The 13205-nt window shown below is 41.4% G+C and carries 6 protein-coding genes; all 6 read left to right on the top strand.

The window, feature by feature from the left end:
• Nucleotides 1-1465: 1465 nt before the first annotated feature.
• The 6 genes from H6H03_RS06665 (at nt 1466) to H6H03_RS06690 (ending at nt 13066) form a co-directional block, all read left to right on the top strand.
• A complete protein-coding gene (locus H6H03_RS06665) occupies nt 1466-4108 on the top strand; it encodes a M1 family metallopeptidase (protein ID WP_190954366.1) in 2643 nt (880 codons plus the stop codon).
• A gap of 1136 nt (nt 4109-5244) precedes the next feature.
• Nucleotides 5245-6456 carry a glycosyltransferase gene (locus H6H03_RS06670; protein ID WP_190954367.1) on the top strand — a complete coding sequence of 404 codons (1212 nt, stop codon included), beginning with the start codon at nt 5245-5247 and terminating at the stop codon, nt 6454-6456.
• 137 nt (nt 6457-6593) lie between these two features.
• Nucleotides 6594-7817 carry a glycosyltransferase family 4 protein gene (locus tag H6H03_RS06675; protein ID WP_190954368.1) on the top strand — a complete coding sequence of 408 codons (1224 nt, stop codon included), beginning with the start codon at nt 6594-6596 and terminating at the stop codon, nt 7815-7817.
• A 121-nt stretch (nt 7818-7938) separates the two neighbouring features.
• The gene (locus H6H03_RS06680) at nt 7939-10086 is read left to right on the top strand and encodes a GumC family protein (protein ID WP_190954369.1); all 2148 of its coding nucleotides are present in this window, start codon (nt 7939-7941) and stop codon (nt 10084-10086) included.
• Between the two features lie 275 nt (nt 10087-10361).
• On the top strand, nt 10362-11816 hold the full coding sequence (locus H6H03_RS06685; RefSeq protein ID WP_190954370.1) for an O-antigen ligase family protein: 1455 nt from the start codon (nt 10362-10364) through the stop codon (nt 11814-11816).
• Nucleotides 11768-13066 carry a glycosyltransferase gene (locus H6H03_RS06690; RefSeq protein WP_242057770.1) on the top strand — a complete coding sequence of 433 codons (1299 nt, stop codon included), beginning with the start codon at nt 11768-11770 and terminating at the stop codon, nt 13064-13066. Before H6H03_RS06685 ends, H6H03_RS06690 begins: the two co-directional genes overlap by 49 nt.
• Nucleotides 13067-13205: the final 139 nt, after the last annotated feature.

Genomic DNA, 13205 nt, shown 5'->3' on the forward strand with positions numbered 1-13205 from the left:
GTAATAGCGGTTTGTCAGTAGTCCACCAGGGGACTTTCTACGGGTTGTGTGCAACAAAAGATATTAAAATAATTTAAGATATATAAATATATATATACACAAAATTATATTATTTGATATATAGTTGTTACTTACAGAATTACAAGCTGATGAAGTTAGTTTAACTTTAGGACAATATTTGTCAATATTGCAAGGTAGTGTTTACTAACTTTGTAATGTTAGGTTTTGAGTTGTTTTCTCACGAGATTATAGGCATCGATTCATATATTAATCGCAATAATACTATGGCAATTAGTCAAGCAATTTAATTTCTAAAATTAGCAGTAATTAGCCAACTTTTTTGAGAATTTAAATAATCAGAATGAGGGCTTTGCTTTGATTGCAAGATACTTGTTTAACCATGCTAATTAACATATTGATATTTTGGGATATTGGGTTAGTCGAAGATATTTAATGACAATGATTTGAGGTTGGAGAGAGATTGGTTATTGGCATGGTTTAATTCTACCTACGGTAATTTCAGCGATAAATTTAATAGTGCAGTTTTATCTGGTGAATTTTAAAAAGATTACCAAAAATGAAGTTTTGTCTTATATGTAGTGGATATTTTAAAGTATTTTTCAATAAAAAACACCCAATTTTTCTAGTGTAGATATCTTGTCTGCTTTGAATTCAAGGGTGGGCGAAATGCCTAATCTAGTGGACAGAATGACCTATATGTAGATGCAGAAAATCGTCTAGACAAAAAGAATTCCACCGCTATAAGCCATGAGAACGCCAATTGTAGAGCAAGTCATTGCATCGTAGTCAAAATTAACACAGGTTAACTTGAATTTCAGATTGAGGATATTTGACGGTAAATAGCCATCGCTCAAGCTAGATTAGATTTAAGTGACAAAAAGCTTTGTTGTCAGGAATCTTGCAATTGAGCCTCTCATATTTTTTGAGCCGCAATTCCAGTAGCCTTATATCAAGCGATCCTGTCATTTAGTCTTAACTCAGGTCGGTATTTACTGATAAAATTAGTAATCCTACAAATTAGCGGTCTAAAATTAGTCTCAAAAATACTTCAACTAGATGAGAAGCGAATCCGCAAATGATATCCTGTTCATCTCAAACAAAATAGCTCAATTAACACCGACAAGCTATCCTAAGTTATAAGAATAATTAGGAGTATTTGTACTTAATGAAAATCTACCAAGGTGCAAGAGACTCTTGACTTGATGGCAAAAAAGTGCAAAACATCAAGAAAAGTGAATGCGGAGAGATATGGACAAAAGTCCAAGATCGGTGGGCTACCTTTGGAAATTCGGATGAGATTAATTTCAATCCCGCAACGCCTAAAGTTAGTCGTCACTCCGATATTGCCCTATTGATTTGGGAAAAACATTTACTACACCGCTATTTTGCTTAACAACATCCAGCCAAGCCAGACTTTTCAGGATTACAAGGTCAGTAAGCATCAATGTCGCAGTCTTATTTTGATACAGATAATAATGGACACAAACCTTTTGAGTTACCAGGAGCAAAACCCCACTACAGCCCTGACCGTCCTGGGCAAGTAGAGCATATTTTTCTCGATCTGAGCTTAGATATTCCTGGGCAAAGCTGTCAGGGCAGTTGTAGCATTCGCCTGTTGCCAATTCGTAATGGCATTGACCGTTTGACTTTGGATGCTGTCAACCTAAATATCGAGTCTGTGCAGGTAGACGAGGTGGCGCAAAATTTTGATTACGATGGCGAACAGCTTTCGATTCAACTTTCTCAAGGCACTGAGATTGGTAAACACTTGCTGATTGCGATCGCCTACTCGGTGACTAAACCGCAACGCGGTATCTACTTTATTCAACCAGACAAACATTACCCAAACAAGCCCACCCAAGTCTGGACTCAGGGAGAAGACGAAGACTCTCGTTTTTGGTTCCCCTGCTTTGACTATCCAGGACAACTCTCGACCTCGGAAATTCGCGTTCGTGTCCCCAACCCTCTAGTGGCAATTTCCAACGGCGAACTGATTAACACCACAGAAGATGGCGATTATAAAATCTACCACTGGTCACAGCAACAAGTTCATCCCAATTATTTGATGACTTTGGCAGTAGGTGATTTTGCGGAAATCCGCGATGAGTGGAAGGGAAAACCAGTCACCTACTACGTAGAAAAGGGACGGGAGGAAGATGCTAAACGCAGCATGGGCAAAACTCCCCGGATGATTGAATTTTTGAGCCAAAAGTATGGTTATGCATACCCTTTTCCCAAATACGCCCAAGTTTGCGTCGATGACTTTATCTTTGGCGGAATGGAAAACACTTCCACAACCCTGTTAACAGATAAATGCTTGCTGGATGAACGGGCAGCTTTAGATAATCGCAATACCGAGGGTTTAGTTGTCCACGAACTCGCGCACCAGTGGTTTGGCGATTTGGTGGTGATTAAGCATTGGTCTCATGCTTGGATTAAGGAAGGCATGGCTTCCTACTCTGAGGTGATGTGGACAGAACATGAATATAGTCTCCAAGAAGCAGCTTACTATCGTTTATTGGAAGCTCGTCGCTACCTCAGTGAAGACAGCAGCCGCTATCGTCGGCCGATGGTCACAAATGTTTACCGAGAACCAATTGAACTTTTCGATCGCCACATCTACGAAAAAGGATCTTGTGTCTATCACATGATTCGCGCCCAATTGGGAGATGATTTGTTTTGGCAAGCAATTCAAACATTTCTCCAAGATAATGCTCACAAAACTGTAGAAACAATAGACTTACTTAGAGCAATTGAAAAAGCAACGGGACGCAATCTTCTGTTCCTCTTCGACCAGTACGTTTATCGTGGTGGTCATCCCGAATTTAACATAGCTTACTCTTGGGATGGAGATGCTAATTTAGCAAAAATTACAGTCACTCAAACCCAAGCAGGTGATGGTAAAAATGGCACTAAAGATTTGTTTGATTTAAAAATTCCTATTGGTTTTGGCTATAGCCAACAAGAAAAAGTTAGGAGTGAGGAGTTAGGAGTTAAAAATAATTCAAAACTCCAAACTCCAAACTCACAACTCAAAACTTTTACAGTGCGTGTGAATGAACGCGAGCAAAGTTTCTATTTTCCACTAGAAAATAAGCCGCAATATATTAGTTTTGATGTTGGGAATAATTATCTAAAAACAGTATCTTTAGAGTATGCACTACCAGAATTAAAAGCACAGCTAGAATTCGATCCCGACCCCATTTCCCGCATCTATGCAGCAGAAGCTTTAGCAAAAAAAGGCGGGTTAGAAGCAACCAAATCACTGTCTAAGGCATTAAAAAATGACCCATTCTGGGGTGTGCGGGTGCAAGTGGCGAAACAACTAACACAAATTAATTTAGACCAAGCATTTGATGGCTTAGTTGTGGGGTTGAAAGATCGAGACGCCTACGTGCGACGTGCTGTAGTGGAAGGACTTGCTCAAATCAAAACCAACGAAAGCTATAAGGCTGTCAAAGATCTGCTACAAAAAGGCGATAAGAGCTACTATGTCGAAGCCGCAGCCTGTCGTGCAGTGGGGGCGATCGCTTCTGCGAACTTAGAAGAAAAGCCCAAGGAAGACAAGGTATTAAAGCTGCTGAAATCCGTTTTAGAAGAAAAGGCGGGTTGGAATGAAGTCGTCAGAAGTGGTGCAATTGTTGGTTTAGCTGAATTCAAAACCTCCCAAGCAGCTTTAAATCTGCTGATGGAATACACGAAACTGGGCGTACCACAACCTTTGCGTTTAGCTGCAATTCGCGCTTTAGGGCAGATTTCTGTTGGTCAAAGTCCGGTTAATTTAGAACGGATTTTAGAAAGATTAACAGAACTAGCCAAAGAAACCTTCTTTTTAACGCAAGTGTCAGTAGCCACAGCATTAGGGCAAATGGAAACATCCAAAGCAATTGGAATTTTGCGATCGCTAGCTGACCAAACATCTGATGGTCGTGTGCGCCGCTACGCTGAAGAAGAAATTTCCAAGGTGCAAAATAATATCGGTTCCGAAAAAACACTGCGCCAATTGCGCGAGGAATTTGACCAACTCAAACAACAAAATCAGGAGTTGAGAAGCCGCTTAGAAAATTTGGAGGCCAAATCTAAGTAACATTACATGATAACAAAAAAGGCATAATTCGCAGTAGCTATTTGGTAATTCGTAATGTTTTTAGGAAAATTATTAATTACCGAATAGCGAAGACTATTTTAGATTTTAGGTTTTGGATTGATTGCCTTTGTAACTATTCTTACCAAGAAGGGGAAAAGGAGAAAGGGTAAGGGGTAAGGGAAGAAGAAAAAACTTTTCACCACAAGGTATAAAGCCCCTGTTTTTCAAAATGGAGAACAAAAAAGAAGATTGAGGAGATACATAGTGCGATAAAAATTGCCGACTCCATGCCTTTAAACCACTGTTTTTAAATTGCTGGTTCCTTTCCCCTTTCCTCCTCTTTTTCATTTTCTTTTTCAAACTAAAAGTTAATGTAACGAATTACACAATTAGATTAAGAAAATATTCCTTTCCCAGCCCAATACGGTTCGGATAAGCATTTTTCATCTCTGATGTGGGCTGGGAAAAGGGTAAGGGGAAAAGGGAAAAAGTTTGAAATTACCCTTTTCCCTTTTCCCTTTCCCCTTTAACCGAACCGTATTGTTTCCCAGCCCTATTTTGAAGACAGATGGCCATGTGATAAATCGCACAACGATGGATGAAACTATTTCTTTCCTAGTCATCAGTCAACAGCCAACATTTCTATTTGCAAGTTATTATCTATACAATTTTATTTTCCAGTCACACCATCTATCTTTAGGAATACAACAAATTGAAGAGGTAATAAAGTTCTGATGTAGATACAACAAAGATTACCTCTGTGTTTGTTAAACGTGAGTTTAACGAATCAAAGCTGAAAGTTTTATTTAGAAATAATTCGTAAATTCAAAATGCACATGTAGTGTCAATTGAGATATTCTATTGAGAATTTTCTCAATAAATTAGCTTTTTTGGCTGTAAAACGTGCGATACCTGACTACAAATCCTTTTCGACAACCCTAACGGGAAATAGAGTCGATTGGGTTGAGCTAAACCTCTTGGAAATTTGATGTTTGACGACCTTCAAGCATCTGTAGGGATAAGCTAAGCAAGGTTATTGTACAAAGGTTTGAGAGCTATTTTGCTGCTCTAATTCACATTGTTGAATATGGAAATATATCTGGGTGTTTCCATGCAAGTTGTGTTGGGTTGACTTCATGCGTAAACCAATTCTAACAATTTTTTATCAATTCAATCCTTGGAACAGTAGTATCGGAGGAATTCAGACGTTAATCACAACTTTTATTAAATACGCACCCCAAGAATTTGAGATGCGGCTTGTAGGAACAGGGGATGAAAAATTTCAGCCTAGTCAAACGTGGCAAACAGCAGAAATCGCAGGTAGAGAAATTAGTTTTTTACCTTTATTTTCCTTGGAAAATGATAATGTTAGAAGCCTGATTCCCACCACACTCAAGTATACCGCAGCCCTTTTCGGACGTTGCTTGTCTTCAGATTTTATGCACTTTCATCGTCTAGAACCAAGCTTGGCAGCTTGGAATTGGCATGGAGAAAAAACTTTGTTTATCCATAATGATATCCACACGCAAATGCAAGCTGTGGGTGAGAAAAAGGCGATTCTGTGGCGAAGATTTCCCGCAGCATATTTCGCTTTTGAAAGTTTACTAATTCGCCAATTTAGTCAAATTCTTTCATGTAATACCGATGCAATTCAATTTTATCAACAGCGTTATCCTGACTTGCAAAATCGCGTTGCATACATCAAAAATTCCTTTGATGGCGAAATTTTCTATCCCTTAAGTCATTTACAACGGCAAGTTGAACGGCGGAAATTAGCTATAAGGTTGGGTTTAGACGAAGAAACACGTTTTATTCTATTCGCAGGTCGTTTGCATCCCCAAAAAGATCCGCTACTGTTAGTCCGTGCATTCGCTGTTTTAAATCAACCGCAGACTCATTTACTAATAGCAGGTGATGGAGAATTAGCAATAGAAATACGTGGCGAAATTGCTCGGTTGGGATTATCTGACCGGGTGACAATGTTGGGGGCAATTGGTATGGAAGAACTGGCAAAGTTACATCGGATATGCAATGTTTTTGTTCTATGCAGCGCTTACGAAGGTTTACCCTTGGTAGTTTTGGAAGCGCTGGCTAGCGGAACACCAGTAGTTACCACTATATGTGGTGAAACCCCAAAATTGTTAGCTGCTGACAATGGTGTTGTTTGTAAACAGCGTACACCAGAGTGTGTGGCAGATGCCTTACGGCAAGTAATACTACATCCGGAAAACTATCCAACTGCATCCTGTGTGGCGACTGCACAACCTTATAGCGCTCACACTGTTATGGAGGATGTCTATAGCAAAATGCTAAGTCGTTGGAAGTTAGCAGACCATTCAGTTGGTTGATGATAAAATTTTGGATTTTGGATTGGGGATCGCCTTGGTGTATTTGGGTTTTAGCAATCCATGTGTTGCAGCATATTGCAATCATTTTTCAAATTGTTATGACTTGAACAAACATTTTTCAGAAAATAACTATTGCCATGAAAATAGCCGTCATTGGTGTGAAAGGTTTACCTCCCAAACAAGGAGGAATTGAGCATTATTGTGCAGAAGTGTATCCTCGCATAACCGAACAAGGACATTGTGTTGATTTATTCGCTCGATCTTCTAATATCAATTATCCTTGGTTTGGCCATTATGATTTTTGGGGTGTTCGAGTCATTTCCTTACCTAGTTGGGGTTTGCGGGGGGTTGATGCTTTTATTACCTCGGCACTAGGAGCGATCGCTGCATGTGGTCAGCAATATGATATTGTTCATTTTCAAGCTCTAGGCCCATCTCTATTTAGTTGTTTACCCAGAATTGCTAACTCTACAAAGGTTGTAGTTACCTGTCACGGCTTAGACTGGCAACGCGCCAAGTGGGGTAATTTATCCAGCAAGCTAATTCTTTTGGGTGAAAAATCAGCTGTACGTTTTGCCCAAGGGCTAATTGTGGTGTCAAAAGACCTCAAATCCTACTTCCTGGAAACCTATAATCGAGAGACAGTCTACATTCCCAGCGCTCCCGCCAGCTACGGTACATCAGATCCCAAATTTCCCTACGCTACCTCTTTGGGTTTGACACCAGGCCGCTACATTCTCTTTTTAGGCAGACTCGTACCAGAAAAGCGTCCTGACTTGCTCATCGACGCTTTTTGTGCATTGAAACCAACTGGATGGAAACTGGTTCTGGCTGGAGGTGTCAGCGATACCAGATCCTTCAGTGCCAAGCTATTAGAAAAGGTTGCTAATCATCGAGATATTATTTTTGCAGGCGAACTCCAAAGAACTCGTCTTTGGGAAATTGTGCGGGGGGCGGGGTTATTCGTCCTTCCTTCTGATGTCGAGGGACTGCCTTTAGCAATGTTAGAAGCGATGCGGGAAGGTATACCAGTCCTGGCAAGTAACATTCCACCCCACCAGCAATTGATTAATGATAATCGCGGAATACTTTTTAGAGCTGGAAACCTAGACTCTTGTGTACATTCCCTGAACTGGGCGATTAATCATCTGGCTGAAATGGCGGTAATGGCTAAAAATGCACAAAGACACGTGCAGCTTAACTATGGTTGGGATTGCATTACTTCTGAAACCTTAAAACTATACACAACAATACTGAATTCGCCCGATCCAGTAGGGGTATCGGAGCCTAGTAATCTGTCAAGGCGGGTGATAACTGATGCTCTGACACGGGGACGGGGAGACGCGGGGACGCGGGGATGAGGAGATGGGGGGATGAGGGAGTGTGGGGGGAAAGATTTCTTCCCCATTCTCCCACGCCTCCCACACTTTCTGTTTGCCCCATGCCCAATGCCCAATGCCCAATTAGACAAAGGTATATGTAATGGAGAAAAGTATTTCATCTTTAGTAGTGGTTTTGAAGCGGCGAAGTTGGCCGGCTTTGACGACGTTTGTTGCTGTAATTGGGGGAGCAGTAGCTTACTTAGTTTTTGCTCCAAGTTTGTATCGAGCATCAGCACAATTGATATTGGATGATAGACGGGTGAGTGTTTCTGAGTTGGGGCGTGACCTTACACAAGTACCTGCTGGTGTACCTGGCGGGCCTAGCCCGTTGGCTGAGCAGGCGGAATTGGTCAAATCAGTACCTATCTTGGAGCGATCGCTGGCTAAGGTTTTTCCTGTTCCTCAAAGCAAGTTGACAACTAAGAAATTCAGTAAAGGTTTGCGAGTCAAAATTGTTCCAGCGACGAATATCTTGGTTATTAGCTATCAGGCGCAAGACCCAATTCTGGCAGCTAAACTCGTCAATGCTGTTTCTCAAACAATGGTTGAGGAAAGTGCCGAACAAATCCGCAAAGAAGCTGCCAATGTCAGACAATTTTTGGAAAAGGAGGTTCCTTTGGCTCGTGGGCGGCTGCAACAAGCAGAAGTGTTGGAAAACAAATATAAACAAGCTACTGGTCTGATCTCTTTTGCTGACCAAAGTAAAAGTTTAGTTGATAGTTTAGCCACCCTAGAAGACCAGGAGAGGGCTTTATTTGCCCAACTCCAAGAAACGCGATCGCGTGATGCATCCCTACGAAAAATTACTACTACTAAAAGCCTCAGCAATGCTTATGCATCCATACGGGGTGGTCAAGATGAACAACTCCAGAAATTACGCACCAAGTTGGCAGATTTGCAAACCCAGATAGCTACTACACGTCTGCGTTTCACAGAGAACCATCCAAGTTTGATATTACTCCTACAACAACAGCAAGCTCTCAATGCTTTGTACAATCGGGAATTAGCTAACCTTGCGCCGGGAGATCGAGCTATTTCTCAAAATCATGTCGCATCCGATCCTCTGAGTCAGGATCTGACTTCTCAACTGATTGGCAATGAGATTGAAAGCTTGGCATTGGAAAATAAGCTCAAAGTTGTTCAGTCTTTAAAAGCTAATCTCCAGGCTCGTTTAGCACAACTACCAATTCAACAACAACCTCTGACTGTACTTACTCGCCAACAAGAAGAAGCAGCGGCATCTTTAAAGTTGTTGCAAACCAAACTCGAAGAAGCGCGGATTGCTGAAGCCCAATTAGTTGGCAATATCCGAATTATTGAAGAGGCTAAACCACCAACTTCTCCTAGTTTCCCCAAACCTGCTTTGGTATTGGCACTAGCTATTGTGGTGGGAAGTGTTTGTGCTGTTGGTGTGGTATTGCTTTTAGAAACCACGGATAACACCATACACGATACTTCCGAAGCCGAAGAAATACTGACAAAAATTCCCATGTTGGGAACATTACCATCTCTGCCTACCAGAGCGCTCAGCCTGGAAGCAGCAGAAGGTTTTTTGGACGATATTGCTTTGGTTGAACCTTATCGAATGTTGCTCAAGACCCTAGAGTTTCGCAGTTCTAAAAAGTTGCGGAGCATTGTGATTAGTAGTACTAAATCTGGGGAAGGGAAATCAGTAGTTGTCTCCCACTTAGCGGCTGTTTGTGCGATGTTATCTCGGCGAACCTTGATTATAGATGCCGACTTACATCGTCCGATGCAGCACAAGCTGTTTAACTTACCTGCCAAACCGGGACTTAGCGATGCGATCGCCAAACAGCGATCGCTATTAGATGCCGTGCAAATTGGAGATATTGAAAACCTTTCGCTGCTGACTTCTGGCGAATCACATCCAAGACCCTCACAGTTACTAGAGTCTGAGGCGATGAAGTCGTTGATTGCAGATGCTACAGATAATTATGATTTTGTAATCATAGATACTCCACCTCTAAATGTCAGCTCTGATGCAGCTACCTTAGGTCGTTATACCAATGGTGTTGTGCTGATAACACGTCCCAGTTTTACTCTCAAAGATTTTCTAAAAAAAGCGGTATCAGAACTAACACAAAATCGAATACCAATTCTCGGAGTAGTAGTTAATGGGATGGCAGTTCAAACTGAAAAGTCTTACCGCTATTTATCACATCCTGTGAAACATTCAACTCCTGCAAGGGATACTGTCAATTCTGGAAACGGTTTGAGGAACAGGTAATAGGCAATAGGCAATAGGCAAAGAAAGTCTTTTTGTATTTGAATTGAATTTCACGAGCGGTTTATAACCTAAGTACCTACCAAGCATTATGAATCGACTGTAGGGGCATACAGGCTTACACCTTTATCTATATATGGATATGGGATATAGAAATCCTATTTGATTTTTGAAGGGAATTCCGTACACTTAATTCTTCCACAACCTTATTGCCTTTTGCCTATTGCCTATTGCCTAGTTCATGAATCAAATGATAGCCCTATTGAAATGTTATGAAGATGTTGACTAATCAACGCTCCTTGATACCGAAGATTGGGTTGGTAGGTGTGGGAATTGGGTTACTCACAGCTTTTACGCCTGTTTATCTGGGGTTGGTGGTGGGCGCGATCGCAGTAGTTTTGTTGTTTTTTGCCAACTTCGAGCAAACCGTACTCGCACTATTAATCTTGCGTAGTGCCCTCGATCCTTTTTCTGCTCGACAAATCCCCTCTCTATTCGCCATTGGTGTGGATGTCCTAACTTTACTTTATGTGGTAATCACATTACTAACTGGTCGGACAGTACGTACTGATAAGTTTTGGTGGTTTTTTGCAGGTTGGGTAGCTCTCCAAGGTTTGGGAGTCATACTCATACCTTTGGGAGAACAGGATTTAGATGCTGGCGCTTTCGTAGATAGTATCCGTGAGTGGGTACGCCTTTTTTCTTCCCTAATGGTCTACTTGCTAGTAATGCAACTGCAAGACCGACTCCATCCACAAAAGATTATTTCTGCATTATTTTTCGCTCTCATCTTACCTTTGACGGCAGCAACAATGCAGATGCTTGTTCCTGTTTCGATGCTACCAGGCATACTCCAAGCTACCAAAGACCCAATCTCTGGAGAGATTTCCCGAATTAATGGCACTCTTGGTCTGGCTAATACCTTTGCGACTTTTTTGTTGCTGTTTATTGGTTTGACTTATTGGAAACTTAATCAGTCCCAGCACCGTTGGCCTTGGGTAATACTGCTTGTTGTACTCGGCTTTTTCTATGTGAGTACTAAAACTTTGTTTAGCTTGATAATGCTCGCTATTTTCATTCTGGTTTTGATTGCGCCAAGATTGAGTCTGATTAATTTGATTGGTGGAGCATTTTTATTTGCAGTAGTTATAGGCTTATTTGCCAGCACTGAGTTTGGACAACAACGCCTGGCCTCTTTAACTCAAACACCGTTGTTAAATCCAGATTTAGATATATCGCGGGCAATTTTATTGTCACACGGTGATGGTAATAGTTTTAACTGGCGGCTTGCTCAGTGGTCTTTACTCATACAGGCTTGGGGACAGTCGCCTATTTTGGGTTATGGTCTAGCAACTAGCCGCTATTTAACTATTTACAATAACTACGCCCACAATGATTATGTACGGGCATTAGTAGAGGGCGGAATCTTTGGGCTTTTAGCTTTTTTATTCTTTCTTAGTATCGAAGCTACACATTTAATTCAGTTAGTTCGGCGCACTTCTTCTACTAAAGCTCAGCAAGATTTATGTCGGGTATTGTTAGCTATTCTTGCAGCTGTGGCTATCGGTATGATTACTGAGAATATTTGGAGTCACACAACCTTCTTTTTCTATTGGTGGACTCTGTTTGCAGTTGCTACTTGGAATTGGGATCGGGGAGTGGGGGAGATGAGGGAGATGGGGAGATGGGGAGATGGGGAGAAAATTACACCTCACCACCCCACCAGCCCATAATCCCAATGCCCCAATCCCCAATCGCCAGTCGCCAATCCCTTGTTATAAATGAACCTTCTATGATTCAGCGCTTGATTGATACTGATAATTATGCTCAGATGACAGCACGACATCAACGATCCTATCGAGTGGTTTTAGTGCATCCGAGTGCGGGAGTTAACTGGAGTGGTGGCTCGGAGATTTTTGCTATAGAACTTGCCGATCGCCTCAGCACTTACTTTGATGTGGAATTATTAGCAGGCGATCGCTGTAGTCAGTTTTACTATCCAGCTGGTGGTATTGACCGGACGAAGGCGCGTGAGATTCTAAATAATTTAGCGATCGCTTCTCTATTGAAACGTTTTTTTACCCATTCTGATATTGCGATCGAACACTTGACAAGCTTTTTACCTTGTGCATTCAGGCTACTCACACACCCTGCTGACCTAATTTTTCCCTGCAATGATTACGGAGGTTTAGCAATGGCAGCTTTTGTCCGTAGCCTGATTGGTACACCGATGATTTATACCGAACATACTGGATTGTTGGCTCAAGGGCAAGTGCTTGCACGTAATTTGCGATTTCGTCCCGATCATCTCGTAGTTTTTTCGGAAGCTATGGCTAATTTTGTACGAACTTTACGACCTTCTCAACCTACTACCATTATTCCTAATGGTGTAGATACGAACCGCTTTACACCACAAGGAGAACATCTAGACTTGGGTTTAAACAAACCTCTAGTTTTGTGTGTAGCTTCTCTCAATCGTCACAGTCACAAGCGAGTTGAACTGGCAATCAAAGCTGTAGCATCGTTACCAAAAGTTAGTCTTCTCATTTGTGGAGATGGCATAGATCGAGCATACTTTCAATCTTTAGGCGATCGGTTGTTGGGAAGCGATCGCTTTGCCATCAAAATTTTTCCCAGTAATCAAATGCCCAAAGTTTATCGAAGTGTCGATGCATTCACTTTACCTTCGATTAATGAACCATGTGCGCTTTCTTATTTGGAAGCAATGGCTAGCGGTTTACCAATAGTTACCACAGACGATGAAATGCGTCGCTATATGGTTGGAGATGCTGGAATTTTATGCGATGTCACAGATATAGAAAATTATGCTGCTGCTATTGCCAAAGTTTTGAGTGGAGATTGGCAGCAAAAAGCAGTTATAAATGCTTCACGTTTTAGCTGGGATACTATTGCATTATCCTACCGCAATGTGATTTTGCAAACGATTATTCAATCCAGTAAAATTTACTCTAAAAATATTTAAAAATAGGAATTCACAATTTAAAATTCACAAATGCTTTTGTGGGGCGGGCATCTTGTCTGCCAAGTCTACAGGGCGAGCGAGACGCCCACCCCACAAAAGTTAATTGGATATTTCTTTATTTATGAGTATTTTAACTAAC

This window comes from Nostoc paludosum FACHB-159 (genome assembly GCF_014698835.1).
In the GTDB taxonomy this organism is placed as follows: Bacteria; Cyanobacteriota; Cyanobacteriia; order Cyanobacteriales; family Nostocaceae; genus Nostoc; species Nostoc paludosum.

Bases quoted from the DNA above. Each gene is read 5' to 3' on its own strand.
- H6H03_RS06665 (WP_190954366.1), top strand. From the start codon at position 1,466: ATGTCGCAGTCTTATTTTGATACAGATAATAATGGACACAAACCTTTT.
- H6H03_RS06680 (WP_190954369.1), top strand. From the start codon at position 7,939: ATGGAGAAAAGTATTTCATCTTTAGTAGTGGTTTTGAAGCGGCGAAGT.
- H6H03_RS06670 (WP_190954367.1), top strand. From the start codon at position 5,245: ATGCGTAAACCAATTCTAACAATTTTTTATCAATTCAATCCTTGGAAC.
- H6H03_RS06690 (WP_242057770.1), top strand. From the start codon at position 11,768: ATGGGGAGATGGGGAGAAAATTACACCTCACCACCCCACCAGCCCATA.
- H6H03_RS06685 (WP_190954370.1), top strand. From the start codon at position 10,362: ATGTTGACTAATCAACGCTCCTTGATACCGAAGATTGGGTTGGTAGGT.
- H6H03_RS06675 (WP_190954368.1), top strand. From the start codon at position 6,594: ATGAAAATAGCCGTCATTGGTGTGAAAGGTTTACCTCCCAAACAAGGA.